16 protein-coding genes are annotated in these 15,393 nt (G+C 54.9%); 6 read left to right on the top strand and 10 right to left on the bottom strand.

Features of this window, described 5'->3' with window-relative positions; genetic code table 11:
- Positions 1-3: 3 nt before the first annotated feature.
- Both leuS and H151_RS0104420 read right to left on the bottom strand, forming a co-directional pair.
- The gene (gene leuS / locus H151_RS0104425) at positions 4-2,622 is read right to left on the bottom strand and encodes a leucine--tRNA ligase (protein WP_019960434.1); all 2,619 of its coding nucleotides are present in this window, start codon (positions 2,620-2,622) and stop codon (positions 4-6) included.
- Between the two features lie 91 nt (positions 2,623-2,713).
- Positions 2,714-3,193 carry a DUF3576 domain-containing protein gene (locus H151_RS0104420; RefSeq protein WP_019960433.1) on the bottom strand — a complete coding sequence of 160 codons (480 nt, stop codon included), beginning with the start codon at positions 3,191-3,193 and terminating at the stop codon, positions 2,714-2,716.
- 377 nt (positions 3,194-3,570) lie between these two features.
- On the opposite strand from H151_RS0104420, the gene H151_RS0104415 reads away from it, so the two are divergent.
- Together H151_RS0104415 and H151_RS0104410 are read left to right on the top strand one after the other, a co-directional pair.
- Entirely contained in the window at positions 3,571-4,686 is a 1,116-nt protein-coding gene (locus tag H151_RS0104415; protein ID WP_169336703.1) for a porin, read from the top strand.
- Positions 4,687-4,797: 111 nt separating this feature from the next.
- Positions 4,798-5,394 carry an NtrZ family periplasmic regulatory protein gene (locus tag H151_RS0104410; RefSeq protein WP_019960431.1) on the top strand — a complete coding sequence of 199 codons (597 nt, stop codon included), beginning with the start codon at positions 4,798-4,800 and terminating at the stop codon, positions 5,392-5,394.
- A gap of 7 nt (positions 5,395-5,401) precedes the next feature.
- On the opposite strand, the gene H151_RS15440 is transcribed toward H151_RS0104410, so the two are convergent.
- Positions 5,402-5,956, bottom strand: a complete 555-nt coding sequence (locus H151_RS15440; RefSeq protein ID WP_019960430.1) for a thiamine phosphate synthase — start codon at positions 5,954-5,956, stop codon at positions 5,402-5,404.
- Positions 5,957-6,043: 87 nt separating this feature from the next.
- On the opposite strand from H151_RS15440, the gene H151_RS0104400 reads away from it, so the two are divergent.
- The gene (locus H151_RS0104400) at positions 6,044-6,727 is read left to right on the top strand and encodes a YggS family pyridoxal phosphate-dependent enzyme (RefSeq protein WP_019960429.1); all 684 of its coding nucleotides are present in this window, start codon (positions 6,044-6,046) and stop codon (positions 6,725-6,727) included.
- Positions 6,728-6,765: 38 nt separating this feature from the next.
- Here H151_RS0104400 and H151_RS15435 read toward each other — a convergent pair whose 3' ends face one another.
- Complete coding sequence (locus H151_RS15435; protein WP_019960428.1) at positions 6,766-7,524, bottom strand: LolA family protein; 759 nt, start codon at positions 7,522-7,524, stop codon at positions 6,766-6,768.
- 114 nt (positions 7,525-7,638) lie between these two features.
- Between H151_RS15435 and H151_RS0104390 the strand changes: the two genes are divergently transcribed.
- Together H151_RS0104390 and H151_RS0104385 are read left to right on the top strand one after the other, a co-directional pair.
- On the top strand, positions 7,639-8,187 hold the full coding sequence (locus tag H151_RS0104390) for a DUF2244 domain-containing protein (protein WP_156823358.1): 549 nt from the start codon (positions 7,639-7,641) through the stop codon (positions 8,185-8,187).
- 38 nt (positions 8,188-8,225) lie between these two features.
- Entirely contained in the window at positions 8,226-8,930 is a 705-nt protein-coding gene (locus H151_RS0104385) for a hypothetical protein (protein WP_019960426.1), read from the top strand.
- Here the strand turns inward: H151_RS0104385 and H151_RS17495 are convergent.
- Positions 8,860-9,330 carry a hypothetical protein gene (locus tag H151_RS17495; protein ID WP_156823357.1) on the bottom strand — a complete coding sequence of 157 codons (471 nt, stop codon included), beginning with the start codon at positions 9,328-9,330 and terminating at the stop codon, positions 8,860-8,862. The genes H151_RS0104385 and H151_RS17495 overlap by 71 nt on opposite strands.
- Before the next feature lie 184 nt (positions 9,331-9,514).
- Here H151_RS17495 and H151_RS0104375 point away from each other — a divergent pair, with 184 nt between their 5' ends.
- Complete coding sequence (locus H151_RS0104375; RefSeq protein WP_019960424.1) at positions 9,515-9,979, top strand: VOC family protein; 465 nt, start codon at positions 9,515-9,517, stop codon at positions 9,977-9,979.
- A 3-nt stretch (positions 9,980-9,982) separates the two neighbouring features.
- Here the strand turns inward: H151_RS0104375 and dapB are convergent, their stop codons facing one another.
- The 5 genes from dapB to H151_RS0104350 form a co-directional block, all read right to left on the bottom strand.
- Entirely contained in the window at positions 9,983-10,807 is an 825-nt protein-coding gene (gene dapB / locus H151_RS0104370) for a 4-hydroxy-tetrahydrodipicolinate reductase (RefSeq protein ID WP_019960423.1), read from the bottom strand.
- 62 nt (positions 10,808-10,869) lie between these two features.
- Positions 10,870-12,057, bottom strand: a complete 1,188-nt coding sequence (gene dnaJ, locus H151_RS0104365) for a molecular chaperone DnaJ (protein WP_019960422.1) — start codon at positions 12,055-12,057, stop codon at positions 10,870-10,872.
- Positions 12,058-12,191: 134 nt separating this feature from the next.
- Complete coding sequence (gene dnaK / locus H151_RS0104360; RefSeq protein ID WP_019960421.1) at positions 12,192-14,108, bottom strand: molecular chaperone DnaK; 1,917 nt, start codon at positions 14,106-14,108, stop codon at positions 12,192-12,194.
- Between the two features lie 297 nt (positions 14,109-14,405).
- Positions 14,406-14,873 (bottom strand): hypothetical protein, encoded by a 468-nt coding sequence (locus tag H151_RS0104355; RefSeq protein ID WP_019960420.1) that lies wholly within the window; start codon positions 14,871-14,873, stop codon positions 14,406-14,408.
- A gap of 63 nt (positions 14,874-14,936) precedes the next feature.
- A complete protein-coding gene (locus H151_RS0104350) occupies positions 14,937-15,362 on the bottom strand; it encodes a putative adhesin (RefSeq protein WP_019960419.1) in 426 nt (141 codons plus the stop codon).
- Positions 15,363-15,393: the final 31 nt, after the last annotated feature.

Genomic DNA, 15,393 nt, shown 5'->3' with positions numbered 1-15,393 from the left:
TGTCTAATTGGCGACGATATTAACGATGCGGCCGGGGACCACAATCACTTTACGAAGGGTGAGGCCTTCTAAAGCGCGTTTAACCGATGGATCATCCAAGGCCAAGCGTTCTAATTCGTCCTTAGAGGCGTCTTTAGCCACATTCATCTCGCTGCGGCGTTTGCCGTTAAGCTGGATCGGCATGATGACGCTGTCTTCCACCAACAGGCTGGGATCCGCCTTCGGCCAGGCCTGATCATAAATCAAACCTTCCCCGCCCAGACGGCTCCAGCACTCTTCGGCCAGATGCGGCATGAAGGGCGCAATAAGCTGAACCATAATCGTGCTGGCCTCGACCCGTGCAGCTAACAGGTCTTGGCTGCCGGCGTCATTGCCCGCCTTGCGAAGGGCGTTGGCGAAGTCATGCACGCGCGCTACGGCCGCATTAAAGCGGAAGTTTTCAATATGATCGGTGATGTCCTGAACAGCCTTATGCGCGGCTTTGCGCAGTTCAATTGCATTGGCATCGGATAGCGCACTGACCGGGCTGAAGGGCTTTGGTGCCCCTTCAGGCAGGCCATCAATCGTGGCCCAAAGGCGTTGGATAAAGCGCCAAACGCCCTCGACACCAGATTCAGTATATTCGACATCACGCTCGGGCGGGCTATCGGATAATACGAACCAACGCGCGGCATCTGCGCCATAATCCGCGATAAAGCGCTCCAAATCGACGACATTTTTCTTCGACTTGGACATTTTCTCCAAGGGGCCTTTTTCCACGCGGATACCAGACGTGGCTTCGACCAGGCGACCATCGCGCTCTTCAACTTCTTCAGGGGCCAGCCAGCGACCATCTTCGGCGCGGAAGGTCTCATGGGTGACCATGCCTTGAGTGAAGAGCCCGGCGAAAGGCTCCCCTGAAGGCAGATCAATCAAGCCGCAATCGCGAAGCCCACGGGTGAAGAAGCGCGCATAGAGAAGGTGCAAGATCGCATGCTCAACCCCGCCCACATATTGATCCACCGGCATCCAGCGCGATGCGGTCGCGTTATCAAAGGGCTGATCGGTGTTTTGGGCATCGGTAAAGCGCAGGAAATACCAGGATGAGCAGACAAAAGTATCAAGCGTATCGGTTTCACGCTGGGCCGCAGCACCACATTTGGGACAGGTCGTCTCTTTCCAGGTCGGATGGTGATCGAGTGGATTTCCCGGACGATCAAAGCTGACATCATCGGGCAGTTTGACGGGCAATTGCTCGGTTGGCACGGGTACGGGGCCACAGCTATCGCAGCGCACAATCGGGATCGGACAGCCCCAATAGCGCTGGCGCGAGACCAACCAATCGCGCAGGCGGAAGGTCGTCGCGCCTTGGCCTTGGCCTGATTTTTCCAGGCGTTTGATGACTTCTTCGATGGCTGTGAGTGTATCCAGGCCATTGAGCCAGCTGGCGGAATTAAAGATTTTACCCGGGCCGGTATAAGCCTCTTCGCCCAAACGATATTGGGCAGGGTCTTGCCCGGCGGGCAGTACGACGGGCTTCACAGGCAGATCATATTTACGCGCGAAATCCAAATCGCGCTGATCACCGGCGGGGCTTCCGAAAATGGCACCGGTGCCATAGGTCGACAGCACGAAATTGGCCGCATAGACCGGTAATTCCCAATTGGGATCAAAGGGGTGTTTGACGCGAAGACCCAGATCAATGCCGCGCTTTGGCGCTTTCTCGATGGCTTCTTCACTGGTGCCCAGGCGTTGGCACAGGGCGATAAACTCATCAATCGCCGGGTCTTCTTTGGCCAATTGCTTGGTCAAAGGGTGATCGGGCGCGAGGGCCAGGAAGCTTGCGCCGAAAATCGTATCCGGACGCGTGGTAAAGACCTCGATATTCGAGCCAAACTCGGCTTCATAACCATGGCCCAGCAAGTCTTCGCCATTGGCAAACTCAAAGCGGATATGAGCCCCGCGCGAACGCCCAATCCAGTTTTTCTGCATTAAGCGGACTTTGTCGGGCCAGCGCTCGAGATTTTCCAAACCATCGGTTAGGTCATCAGCATATTCGGTGATTTTGAAGAACCATTGGTCCAACTCACGCTGAACAACCGGCGCACCCGAGCGCCAGCCCTTGCCATCAATCACCTGTTCATTGGCCAAAACCGTATGATCAACAGGGTCCCAATTGACCTTGGCTTTTTTGCGATAGACCAGGCCCTTCTCGAAGAATTTCAAGAAGATGGCTTGTTGGTGCTTGTAATATTCGGGATCACAGGTTGCAATCTCACGCTCCCAATCGAGCGCCAGGCCCAGGCGTTGCAGCTGGGCACGCATCACCGCGATATTGTCATACGTCCATTCGCGCGGATTGATCTTGCGATCACGCGCAGCATTTTCCGCCGGCAAACCGAATGCATCCCAGCCCATGGGATGAAGCACGTCAAAGCCTTGGGCGCGTTTATAGCGGGCGACCACATCACCCATGGTATAATTGCGCGAATGGCCCACATGGATGCGCCCGGAGGGATAAGGAAACATCTCCAGGACATAATATTTGGGCTGATCAGGGCGGGTCCCAGCTTTAAAGCTCTGCTGAGAGGCCCAGGCAGCTTGCCATTTGGGCTCGGCTTCGTTCGGATTATAGCGGCTCATATCTTTGTCTTTTTTTACCGCCCTAACGCGAAGAGGGCCTCTTTGCTAACAAAGAAAGGCCCCTTCACGTCTAAAGCGTCAAGTTGGTCTATTAGTTGATGTTTTGAATACGCAATTGACGCGCACGGGTCAAAATTGCGTTTTCAATTTGGATGCGTGTGGCTTGGTCGATCGCAGAATCCACCCAATTGCCTTGGGCGTCGCGGGTCTGTTTGAAGACCTGAGCCGACAGGGCATCAGCGCGAAGACGGGTATCAAGGATATAAACCGTTGCCTTGAAGCGCTCTTGAGGCTGTTCTGGATTGGCATACCAATCGGTGATGATCACGCCGCCGAAGGGATCAACCTCAGACAAAGGCATGAAAGACAGGGTATCCAAGCTGGCACGCCACAGATAGCTGTTAACCCCGATGCCGGCTTCGGCGGGTTCGCTGGACGAAGCGTTAGAGCCGCCAAAGCTTGGGAAGAAGGACGGGCGCCCTTCATCTTTGGGTTTAGAAGAGCATGCAGCCAGCAGGCCAGCACAGGCCAGGCTAAGGCCGATTAAGCGAGTTGCGCGTTCAAACGTCATGTCAGTGCTCCTGACTGAAAGAATGTTATCACTTCACCTAAGGCTCGGCGAAGCCATTACCCCCTCTATACCATGGTGTTGGGCATGCGGAAGAGGGCTAACCGCTGTAGAATCCAGTCAATCACTAGGGCAGATTTGTGGCCTTCAGGCAACAAGTCTGTGAGGATTGTTGCATTAGGAGGGGGCAAAGGCTTGACCAACCCCAGTAAACAAGGCTTCAAAGTATGTAGTCCGGGGGTATGGGGCTGTAGAGTGCAGCCGCGAGCGATAACATGACGCGCGATATTGTTGAGTATTCCAATAGATGCGCGCCGCTCGTGGCTGGCTCTGTCTTCTCAAAAACATCATTAAAATTAGCCTGTTGTGCGGGCGCACTGGTGAGTGCTGTGGTTTGCACACCGACCTTTGCCCAAGATAGCGCATCGCTCGGCCCGTTTGATCTTACCCTTGAAGGTGAGGCGGATGTCTTACTGGCGAGCCATTCGGGCTATGTTCACCAGGACACACCTTATTTTGATGCGCAGGTGCGCTTAATTGCAGAAGCCATAACTGAAAAAGGCTGGCGTTGGGGCACACGTCTGGGGGTTGAGGCCCAACGCGATAATGGTCGGCGCGGATCGCGTCTGTTTCTCGATGAGGCCGGCGCGGCGCGTTCAGGACTGATCTCAGGGTATTTTTCGGGTAAGGCGCGCGATGAAGGCGGCGCTGAGGCTCAGCTGTCTATCGCGCAAGCCTATCTCAAAACACCCTATGGCGAAGTGCGCGTCGGTCCGGGCGAAGGCGCAGCGCGCTTGGAGTTAGAGGCGATGCCGGGCGTTTTCCGCTTGATGCGCGCCGATCAGGGCTTGATTGACCCGTCTGGGCTGGCCGGGGTTACCACCCGAAACACGCTTTCGGGTTTTGCCCCGAAAGTGAGCGTCCAGACCCAGCGTATTTTTGGTTTCCGCTTTAGCGGGGCCTATACCCCGGATGGCGATCAATGCGGGCCGCAAATCTGTACGCGCGATGTCGATCTGGATGCGGTCTATGATCTGGCGCTTAGCTTTGATTATACCTTGCGCCCGCAAGATCTTCGCCTGTCGGCAGGGATCAGTGCCAGCTGGGGCGAGATTGAGGACACCGGCGCACTCTATCAAGATGCATGGATCTATTCCGCTCAGGGCGTGCTTGAACATGGGACCTGGGCGTTCGGTGTGGCTTGGCTCAGCACCAATGATGGGTTGATGCAAGGACGCTATGATGCGTACACGGCCAGCCTCACCTATGGTGTGGGCGATTGGCTTTATGGGCTGGAGCTCGCTGAAAGCGATCATTCGGCCTGGGACATGACATCCAGAAGCGCGCAAATCGGTTTATCGCGTTGGTTCGACGGAGGATTTTTGATTGGCACCGGTGTGGCCTATACCCAGAATGATTTTGGGGTGCATTCACTTAAAGGGGATCTGACGCGCGAAACCACCCAGATCTTTCTCGAAACAGGGTTGCGTTTTTAACACGCTTTTGTCCGAACTTCGCCTTTTTCTGGTTATACACGTTTTCTTTAGCTTCGGCTGTGCGTATATATAAAGCTCATATGGAGGGACGGCGCTTGCCGTTGTGGTGTGATGTTGCGTAAGCTGGTCATTGGGACATCTGCGGGATTGGCCGCCGGGACACTTGTGTGTACCGCGATGGCTGTTGCGCAACCTGTTGACAGCGCAGCACCTGCGCCAGAGTTTAACCTGCAAGGTGAGGGCATCAATCTTGCCCCGTTGGAGCAGTTTGGCCTCAGCATTACCCCCTCTCAAGAGGATGATCGTCCCGCATTGAACGCTGAATCGGCACCAACGTCTGCGCAGAACAGCGAAGCTTATGCGGCAAACTTGGCCACTAACAGCGCGCCGTCTACCTCGTCTCTGCCGTGGTATAAGCAGTTTACCGTTGCCCCGTCCGAAGGCTTGAACTCAGCCTGGGGGAATGAAGGGACGCAATTTCATTTTTCTGCCGGGGAACGCTGGGGCTTCACCCTGGGCTTCGATCAAAGTCAGGCCGGACCACAATTTGGCTCGGACGATGTGACCGCCGGGGCCTTCTTTGATCTGAATGAGCGTATCACCGTGGGCGGTGAGTTCCGCTTCAGCTCACCTGAAGGCGATGTTTTCGGTCTTGAAACGGAAAACAAAGATCCTGAGATCAAATTTGAATCGGCCTTCCGCTTCTAAACGCCTTTTACCTCTCATTATTCCTATCATCGTTAAGCCAGGCCTCGATCGCGCCCCAGCCGTAGAACCCTTCGGCTTTGAGCGCTTGCGCGCGCGCAGGGGTTACCCCGCCTAAGGCCAGTACGTGAAGATGGGCTTGGCGCAGCCAGGTCTGGCGATCTGTCTCGCTTAAAATATGCGTTGCGCTGGGGCTTTGACTGGCAAAGACGGGTGATAAGAACACTCCATCCAGGCGGGCATAATGGGCGCGCTGTAAGGCCTTTAAGCTATGGGCGGCCCCGGTGTGCAGCCAATGGGGATGGGATTGGGCCCAGGCCCTGGCACGGGCCAAATGGCGTTCAGGCCAATGGACACCATCTGCACCGATATCGCGCGCCAGCGTGGGATCATTGGCGATCAGGCATTGCAGGCCCCGGCGGTGGACTTTGTCACACAGGGCTTTCGCGTTTAAGCGATTGCCGGGTTTACCAAAATGGCGAAGGATTACACCGCTACCCTCAGGTAGGCGATCCAGTACGCTTAAGGGATCGGGCACGCGCGTGGGATCGGTGAAGAAAAACATGCGTGCTAGCGCTTGCTTTACCAGTGGACGTGATATGGAGTGTCGCATCATGCCTTTTGTCTCACACACACGTTTGCAGAGCCTGCCATGAGCCCGAGCTTTATTGAAAACCGCGCCTTGATCTTGAAGCGTCTTGAAGAGGCGCATGAGAGTTTAGGCCCTGATGCGCTCAAACGCGATATCACTCTGGTTGCGGTGTCAAAGCAACAACCTGATGTGCGTATTGATGAAGCCTTAGCGGCCGGTCAGCGGGTTTTCGGTGAAAACCGGGTGCAAGAGGCGTTCACGCGCTGGGCAGCGCGCCGCGAAGCTTATCCGGATTTGGAATTGCGTCTGATCGGGCCACTCCAGACCAATAAAGCCAAAGATGCGGTGGCTTTGTTTGATGTGATTGAGACTTTAGACCGGGAAAAGCTGGCTGGCGCGCTCAAAAAAGCGATGGATGAGACCGGGCGCAGCCCGCGGCTCTATGTGCAGGTCAATACCGGTGATGAAGCGCAAAAGGCCGGTCTGGGCGTTGATGAGGTTGAAGCCTTTGTGGCGAAGATGCGCACTGAGTATGGTTTGACCATCGAAGGTTTGATGTGCATCCCCCCGGTGGAAGAACCGGCTAGCTTGCATTTTGCCTTGCTGGCCAAATTGGCTAAGGCGTGCGGTGTCGAAAAGCTCTCCATGGGGATGAGCGGGGATTATGATGTCGCGGCGAAACTGGGCGCGACATCGGTGCGGGTGGGCTCTGCGCTCTTTGGTGAGCGGGCAAAACCAGAATAAAAAAAGGGCCAGATCCTGGGATCTGGCCTTGGTTGATATTAACGCCGACGTCCGCGGCGGCGATCATCACCCTGATCATCATCCAAGATAAACAGGCGCGGATCTAAACGCTCACCGCGAACAATTTCACTCAAATGCATCTGGGTCAGACCGCCCACGGCATCGACCGCATACCATTCGGTCAGGGTCATGGCGCTGGCCGGGCCCTGGGGGTTGGGATCATCAAAGGCAAAGGTGATGCGCCCTTCGGTTTCGCCTTCCGGATCTTCCAGCGTGATATAAAGCTGGTTTTCATGATATTCTGCGGTCACGACTGCGCCGCGTTCCCACAGATTGGTCTCCTCGGCGAGCAACCAGCGTAGCGGGGTTGAGCCGATGGGCGCGCGATCAACGGTATCGAGCTCACGATCAGCAATTGCCACTGTTGTGCCATCGGCCACGATCAGCAGCGGGCTGGGTTCATCATAGGCAAAGCGGATCCGTCCGGGCCGTGCGATATAAATCTCGCCGGGCATGGCCTGACCATTGGGGCCGGTCTGGCTAAAGCGTGCTTTCAGCGTCGTTACGCTCTCAAGATAGCTTTGGGCACGATGGGCCAGCGCCTCAACATCCTGGGTGAGGGTCTGGGCCTGGCGAATCTCTTGGGGTTCGGGCAAATCATCCAAGGTTTGGGCCGCCGCGTGCGTTTCAACAGACTGCGTGGTGGCCAGGGTTTCAGAAACGCTCTGGCTGTCAGGCTCCACACTGGTGGCCTGAAGCAAGGCGGCGACAGCGGTGATAAAAAATTGTGTGCTCATAGGGCTCTATGTAGAGAATGATTGCGACTTTAGAAAGGCCTTTGCGTTCATCGCGCGCTCATCACATTTTGCCTCGGCGCTGGATTTTTGCCGTGATTTTTCTATCATAGCTCTATGATGGAGCGTCGTTTTTATGAAAGCTGGCCCCGTGAAGCCGAGCCTTTGGCTCCGCTTGCAGATCCTTTGCTGTTTGATGGCGAGGTGCGCCCGCATCGCTCCCTTCCCAGTCTGGGCTTCATCGTGGTAATGGCGACTTTGGTCGCGATGAGCTTTACGGCAGGTCTCGCCTTCTGGCTGATCGGGGCCTGGCCGGTGATCGGCTTTTTCGGCCTGGATATCGCGCTGGTCTGGTTGGCGTTTAAGCTGAGCTATCGCGATGGCCGTCAATTGGAAAAAATCGAAGTGACACGCGCAGAGATCCGGGTCTCGCGGTTCTGGCCGTCTGGGCACTTCACCCAATATCGTATGCCGACGGGCTGGTGTCAGTTGAGTGTGCGCGGCAAGGGGCAAAGTGATGTGCAAATCTGCCTGAGCCAGCAGGGTAAGCATTTGATTGTAGGCACCCATCTCTCGCCCCAAGAACGTGAAGATCTGGGCCAAGCGCTTCAAAGTGTACTCGCGCGCGCCCGGCGTGCAGATTTTAATCCTCTTGCAGGTCAATAGGCTCGCCAGCCTGGTTTTGATGGGCTAAAAGCGGATCTATGATCCAGTCTAATATCGTCTATTTCGCCTATGCGGCCCTTGGTTTAAGCGCGCTTTTGATTGCGTGGTGGTTCTATGTGTGCACGCGCGTTCGCCAAGAAGCCCTTGATGAATACGCCGATCGCCGTGTGGTCAAACCTCATACGATTGCGACTGTGGATGAAGCGCATTTTGTGCAGCTTTATGTCGATTGCCATACACCGCGCTGGGCCTTGTATGTGGCGGCAACTTTGACCACGGCCGTTTTAATCAGCCCGCTGGCTTTGGTGTTGATCCCCGCAGGCTATGAACAGATTTGGCAAGCCACGGGGCGTCATGACTGGGCTGGACGGGGCGGCTATGTTTTCATGTTCTCGATTTTCTTTGCCATTGCCGGGGTCTGGGCCGGTGTTGGGGCGGCTTTCGCGCGTCTCCATCACAGCCGCGCGCCTGAGCCTTGGGCGCATGCTTTTGCCCGTGCGCGCGGTGAACCGATCCCAGAGGATCATGCATGGCGTCGCCGACCCAAATGGGCCCAACGTGCGCATGCTATCATCAAAGAAAAACGCGCGGCGCGTGATGCTGAGCCTAAGAATGAACAGGCCGATGAGCCTGACGCTCACCGGCCTGAACTCTTAGAAGTGTCAGATGATCTTAGTGATGATCATCGTCCTGAGAGGACAGGACGCAATTGGCTTCATCATTTAGGTGAGCCAAAAAGTTAGATTGTGCATGCTCGTAATGGGTGTCGATTTCGAACATGGCTTGGAAAATACCATGCTCTTCCCAACCATGGGGAACACCATCTGACATAAAGGAATAGGTGCCCTCGATGCCGAGCGGATGCAATTCAGCATGCTCTTCTTCGAAGGTCACTTCCGCACTCATGATCGATGTGTCTGGATTGATGGAATAGGTGGTGTGAACCGCCTCACCCAACATGGCATGATAGCGCTCTTCACACTGGCCATCATGGGCAGGATCCATGGACCCTTCAGGGGTCACAGCATGGATTGAGTGTAGCGCGAGATCGACGCTAGCATTGTGTTCTTCAACAGCAGCCAGGGCCAAAGCAGAAACGCCAAGCGCGAGTGCGCCGGCGAGGGCAGGGATACGCATTGTCATGATAAATCACCCCGTGAATAAGACGTTGCAAATCACCTATAGCATGAAATTAAACCGGTGTAATATCGCTTTTGAAAACTTGCTTAACGCCATATGTTCCAGGATGTTACGCTAAGGGGCTCGGAATCGACGCCAAGCTGGCTTATAGAGAACGCTACGTGGAACAGCTTTAAGGGACATCAAAATGCGCTATTTGCACACCATGGTTCGGGTTAGCGATCTGGACGCTTCACTGCGCTTTTATTGTGAGGGCTTGGGCCTCATACAAGTGCGCCGTTCAGAGTATGAACAGGGCCGATTTACCCTGGTTTTTCTGGCAACCCCTGAAGATGCGAACCGTGAAGGCGTGACTATCGAAGAAGGCCTGGTGCCGGATGGGGTGCCTTGCGTGGAGCTGACCTATAATTGGGATCCTGAACCCTATGAAGGCGGGCGTAATTTTGGTCATCTCGCCTACCGGGTTGAGGATATCTACCAGATCTGTGCGCATTTACAGGCGATGGGCTATGTCATCAATCGCCCACCACGCGATGGCCGTATGGCCTTTGTGCGTTCGCCGGATGGTATTTCAGTGGAGTTGCTACAAGCCGGCGAAGCCTTGGCCCCGGCAGAGCCCTGGGTCAGCATGGAAAACACCGGCAGCTGGTAAGCCTCAAAGCGTTTTGGCCATATCGGTCATGGAATAATGCCCGGCGGGCTGGGTGGCGAGCCATTTGGCCCCATCCAGCGCACCATGGGCGAAGATGGCGCGATCGCGCGCTACATGGCGCAATTCCACCTCTTCTAGTTCACTTAAAAAGCGCACGGTATGCTCCCCAATGATGCCGCCGCCGCGCACCGCGCTATAGCCGATACTGCCTTCTTCACGCGCCTCGCCCTGGCGTGGACGATCAAAAACGGCGACCTCGCTATGTTTGTGACCGCGCGCCCTCGCGATGGCCTCGCCCAGCAACAGGGCTGTGCCGGACGGGCTGTCGGTTTTGCGCTTATGGTGAGCTTCAATAATCTCTGCATCCCAGGTCTTGGCGCTTAAGCTGGCGGCGAGCTGTTTTAAAGCGGCTTCGACGACTGTTAGGCCCAGCGAGAAATTACGCGCTTGCAAAACGGGAATATGCTGGGCGGCGGCGATGACGGCACTGTGTTCGTCCTTGGAGAGGCCGGTGACCCCGGTGACCAAAGCGATAGGACGGCCAAAGTCAGCCAGACGCGGGGCGATGGCGGCTGTCACCTTGGGCACAGAGGTGTCGATGACAATATCTGCGGTCGCGCAGGCTTCTTCCAGGCTGACACAGGCCGTAACCCCCATGGGGTCCTCTTTGTCAATCAGGCCGATATCAGCGTCTTTAAAAGGGGAATCATGGCTGACCATCGCGCCGACGATGTCAATATCATCGCGCGCGGCAGCGGTATGTAGGATCGAACGGCCCAAACGACCGGCAATCCCAACAATGGCAATCTTTAAAGGCTCCCGGCCCATGATGGCCCCCTTTCACTGTTCAGAGCGCTATGAAAGGGGGCATCGCGGTGAAGATCAAGGGCCTAATGCGGGTGGCTTTCGCCTTCCTCGCCCGTGATGTCATTCCAAAAGCGCTTGGCTTTCTTGAAGAAACCGTCAGATGCCGGGTTACAGCCATTGCCGGAGAGGTCACAGAATTCTTTGAGAAGTTCTTTTTGACGCTCAGACAGATTGCAGGGCGTTTCTACGAACAGCTCCACATACATATCCCCGCGCGCGCCGCCGGCTTTCAGCTTCGTCATGCCCTTGGAGCGTAACCGCATACGCCGCCCGGTTTGTGAGCTTTCCGGGATGGTCATCTCGGCGCGCCCGCCTTCAATGGTGGGCACTTCGATCACCCCGCCCAGCGCAGCTTTCACCATGGGTACCGTTGCGCGGCAGTAAAGATTGGGGCCGTCGCGCTCAAAAATCTCATGCGGTTTGACGGAGACGAAAATATAAAGATCGCCGCGTGGACCCCCGCGCACACCCGCTTCACCTTCACCGGCCAGGCGGATACGCATGCCATCTTCGACACCGGCTGGGATTTGAACTTTCAATTCGCGCGTCTTGCGCACCCGGCCCACCCCATCACAGGCTTTGCACGGATGCTCGACATAGGAGCCGCGTCCGCCGCAGGTCGGACAGGTTTGTTCCATCTGGAAGAAGCCTTGAGAGCGGCGAATACGCCCTGCCCCCTGACAGGTATTACAGGTCGTGACATCGGTGCCGGGTTCTGCGCCATTGCCATGACAGGTATCGCAGGTCTCGGTAGAGGGCACTTTCAAAACGGCATCCTTGCCGTTGAAGCACTCTTCCAGCGTGATTTCCATATCATAGCGAAGATCAGACCCGCGCGCCGGGCCGTTTGAGCGTCGACGACCGCCCCCGCCCCCGCCCCCGCCCATGCCAAAGGCATCGCCAAAGACTTGCTCGAAAATGTCGGCAAAATCTGCGGCCCCACCGGCCCCATGGAAGCCACCGGGGCCGCGCGCGCCCATACCCCCTTCAAAGGCGGCATGGCCCATACGGTCATAGGCGGCGCGCTTATCCGGATCAGAAAGGATCGCATAGGCCTCGCCGATTTCTTTAAACTTGGCTTCGGCTTCGCCATTATCAGGATTGCGGTCGGGGTGATATTGCATGGCCAGCTTGCGATAAGCGGACTTCAATGTTTTCTCATCCACATCGCGGCTGACGCCCAGGATTTCATAGAAATCGCGTTTTGCCATGGAATGGGGTATCCAAATGTGTTCACCCTAATAGCGGCCAGGCGGCCGGGTTAGGGATTGGGTTCCACATCAAAAAGGCGGGGCGGGTCCATACCGAACGCCGCCCCCATCCTTTCATCGACAGAGGTCAGCCCTTAGGCAGACTTCTTCTCGTCATCATCACTGACTTCGGTGAACTCAGCGTCCACCACATCATCACCGTCTTTGGCCGCATCCGCGGCCGCATCGGCTTCGGCCTGCGCACCTTGTTGCTGCGCATACATGGCTTCACCAATTTTCATGGTGGCCTGCATCAAGGCTTGGGTTTTCTGCTGGATCGCTTCAAGGTCTTCACCGTCTTTAACGGCTTTCAATTCAGCGATTGCACTTTCGATGGCGGTTTTGTCGGCGTCAGAGACTTTGTCGCCAAACTCTTCGACTTGCTTTTCGGTTTGGTGGACCAGAGCATCAGCATTATTGCGGGCTTCGACCAGCTCACGGCGTTTCTTATCAGCTTCGGCATTGGCCTCAGCGTCTTTAACCATTTTTTCGATATCGCTGTCAGACAAACCACCCGAGGCCTGAATGCGAATTGCATGTTCTTTGCCCGTGGCCTGGTCTTTCGCAGACACGTTGACGATACCATTGGCATCAATATCGAAGGTGACTTCGATTTGCGGCATGCCGCGCGGTGCGGGGGCGATACCCATCAGATCAAACTGGCCCAGCAATTTGTTGTCAGCGGCCATATCGCGCTCGCCTTGGAAAACGCGGATGGTTACAGCCTGCTGATTGTCTTCAGCGGTTGAATACACTTGAGACTTTTTGGTCGGGATCGTGGTGTTACGATCAATCATGCGGGTGAAGACACCGCCCAGGGTTTCGATCCCCAAAGACAAGGGCGTCACATCCAAAAGAAGCACGTCTTTAACATCGCCTTGCAGGACACCGGCCTGAATGGCCGCGCCCATGGCAACGACTTCATCGGGGTTCACACCCTTATGAGCGTCCTTGCCGAAGAAGCCTTTAACAGCCTCTTGAACCTTTGGCATGCGGGTCATGCCGCCGACCAGAACCACATCATCAATGTCAGAGGCTGACAGGCCCGCATCTTTCAGCGCGGCCTTACACGGCTCAATGGTGCGCTTGATCAGATCTTCGACCAGCGCTTCCAATTTCGCCCGAGAGAGCTTGATATTGAGGTGTTTTGGACCGGTCGCATCGGCGGTGATGAAGGGCAGGTTCACTTCGTAAGAGCTCGCAGAAGACAGCTCTTTTTTGGCCTTTTCCGCTTCTTCTTTCAGACGTTGCAGCGCCAATTTATCTTTGCGCAGATCGATGGAGTTCTCTTTTTTGAACTCGTCTGCCAGATAATCCACAATGCGCATGTCGAAGTCTTCACCGCCCAGGAAGGTATCGCCATTGGTGGCTTTTACTTCGAAAACGCCATCACCGATTTCCAGGATGGACACATCGAAAGTCCCCCCGCCGAGGTCATAAACGGCGATGGTTTTGCCTTCTTTTTTATCCAGGCCATAGGCGAGCGCAGCGGCAGTGGGCTCGTTGATGATGCGCAACACTTCCAGGCCCGCGATTTTACCAGCGTCTTTGGTGGCTTGGCGCTGGGCATCGTTGAAGTAAGCGGGAACCGTGATGACAGCTTTTTCGACCTTTTCACCCAGGAAGTTTTCCGCCGTTTCCTTCATCTTTTGCAGGATAAAGGCTGAGATTTCAGACGGTGCGTATTTTTTATCGCGGCCTTGAACCCAGGCATCGTTATTGTCAGAGGGGACAATATCGTAAGGCACCATGTCCTTGTCTTTGGTCACGGTCGGATCATTAATCGTACGACCGATCAGGCGCTTGATCGCAAAGAAGGTCTGCGTAGGGTTGGTGACGGCTTGGCGCTTTGCAGGTTGACCGATCAAACGCTCACCATCTTCGGTAAAAGCAACAACAGAGGGTGTTGTGCGCAAACCTTCTGAGTTCTCAATCACTTTTGCGGCGTCGCCGTCCATGATTGCAACACATGAATTGGTGGTCCCTAAGTCAATACCGATTACTTTGCTCATAAAAATCAAACTCCTTCACAGGCGGGGCGGAAAAGGGTGAAGCCCGAAGCGCATTCACTCGCTTTTATCTCCCTCCCCCCATCGTCAAATGGTGGTGGCCTTGGTCAAAGGCCGGGGTTCATCATTGGATCACTGAGATCCGGCTAACAGGTCGCGGGTGTTTTTGAACAACGCGCGTTAGCTGGCGATTTAGGGAGAGTTCCGAACATCCGCAAGGGGAGTGTGGGAATTTAACCGTGTATTCGCAGTTCTTGTGAGATTGAATATTACTGGTGTTTTGCAAGTTATAGGTCGAGTTTATGATGGCCGATCACTGGCGCGAATATTCATATAGACCGTAACCTCGACATCTTCGGGTCGAGGAATTTTCAGCGCTGCCAGAGCCATGGCGGTCACCTGTGGTAAGTTATAGGGTTGTGATTTGGGGACATAGCCTAAACTGACAATAGGTTCAATTTCGCCAGGAATGAATAGACCGCTAATCTGTTCATCACTGTTTAAAGTCCATAGCCAATATAGAGGAACGAGATCGGGATATTTAAGTGTTTTCTTAATCAGGGGGGTTAAGACTTCGATCTTATCATCCACGAAAGCCTGATGAATGCTGAGGGACAAAGATTTTCGAACCAATGTGCATGGGGCCTCAAAAAAACAATAGCGCCACGACTTATAGGGCGTGAACGTCCACACTTCATCAGCTGGATTATTGAAGGTAGAGCGTTGGCAACTACCCGCAGCACAGATTTCAAAGCTATATGGGTTCACGGGGTATCATCCCTGTCCTTTATGATGAAAAGACGGTTATGGCGCTATTGAGACAGCTAAGATTTAGCTACGGCATGCATTGACATAGATGACGGCTTCGCGATCAAAGCTCAGCTTGTTCTCATCGATGGCATTGGCCAGGAAGTGAGACATTTCAATGGGGTTTTTCTCGCTGGTGCCTGAGGGGAATTCATAATAGGCCGTGGTGTGACCAGGAAGAACGAGGCCACTGGCATAATTTGGGTCTTTGAGATCCCACAGCTTATAGTTCTTGACCGTATCGCCGTTTGAACCCTTGGCGGTATCGACGACCAATTTATTGACGGCGTCGAAGTCTTTTTTGGCCAAGAGGTTATAGACCTCTACCGAAAGATCCCAGTCGAGCACTTCGCCTTCCTGACAGAAGAAGGCATAGGTCCATTTTTTCAAAACTGGATAGGAATCAGTCTCTCCCGAGCCATGAGCCGAGAGCTGCACAATATCAGTCATAATACACTCCATATCAAAGAGTGCACCCCTA

It is taken from the genome of Woodsholea maritima DSM 17123 (assembly GCF_000382325.1).
In the GTDB taxonomy this organism is placed as follows: Bacteria; Pseudomonadota; Alphaproteobacteria; order Caulobacterales; family Maricaulaceae; genus Woodsholea; species Woodsholea maritima.
This window is presented reverse-complemented; position numbering and strand designations above follow the sequence as displayed.

What these genes read in the sequence shown, in the direction of transcription:
- leuS (WP_019960434.1), bottom strand. Translation starts at nt 2,622, where the DNA reads ATGAGCCGCTATAATCCGAACGAAGCCGAGCCCAAATGGCAAGCTGCC.
- H151_RS0104420 (WP_019960433.1), bottom strand. Translation starts at nt 3,193, where the DNA reads ATGACGTTTGAACGCGCAACTCGCTTAATCGGCCTTAGCCTGGCCTGT.
- H151_RS0104410 (WP_019960431.1), top strand. Translation starts at nt 4,798, where the DNA reads ATGTTGCGTAAGCTGGTCATTGGGACATCTGCGGGATTGGCCGCCGGG.
- H151_RS15440 (WP_019960430.1), bottom strand. Translation starts at nt 5,956, where the DNA reads ATGTTTTTCTTCACCGATCCCACGCGCGTGCCCGATCCCTTAAGCGTA.
- H151_RS0104400 (WP_019960429.1), top strand. Translation starts at nt 6,044, where the DNA reads ATGAGCCCGAGCTTTATTGAAAACCGCGCCTTGATCTTGAAGCGTCTT.
- H151_RS15435 (WP_019960428.1), bottom strand. Translation starts at nt 7,524, where the DNA reads ATGAGCACACAATTTTTTATCACCGCTGTCGCCGCCTTGCTTCAGGCC.
- H151_RS0104390 (WP_156823358.1), top strand. Translation starts at nt 7,639, where the DNA reads ATGATGGAGCGTCGTTTTTATGAAAGCTGGCCCCGTGAAGCCGAGCCT.
- H151_RS0104385 (WP_019960426.1), top strand. Translation starts at nt 8,226, where the DNA reads ATGATCCAGTCTAATATCGTCTATTTCGCCTATGCGGCCCTTGGTTTA.
- H151_RS17495 (WP_156823357.1), bottom strand. Translation starts at nt 9,330, where the DNA reads ATGACAATGCGTATCCCTGCCCTCGCCGGCGCACTCGCGCTTGGCGTT.
- H151_RS0104375 (WP_019960424.1), top strand. Translation starts at nt 9,515, where the DNA reads ATGCGCTATTTGCACACCATGGTTCGGGTTAGCGATCTGGACGCTTCA.
- dapB (WP_019960423.1), bottom strand. Translation starts at nt 10,807, where the DNA reads ATGGGCCGGGAGCCTTTAAAGATTGCCATTGTTGGGATTGCCGGTCGT.
- dnaJ (WP_019960422.1), bottom strand. Translation starts at nt 12,057, where the DNA reads ATGGCAAAACGCGATTTCTATGAAATCCTGGGCGTCAGCCGCGATGTG.
- dnaK (WP_019960421.1), bottom strand. Translation starts at nt 14,108, where the DNA reads ATGAGCAAAGTAATCGGTATTGACTTAGGGACCACCAATTCATGTGTT.
- H151_RS0104350 (WP_019960419.1), bottom strand. Translation starts at nt 15,362, where the DNA reads ATGACTGATATTGTGCAGCTCTCGGCTCATGGCTCGGGAGAGACTGAT.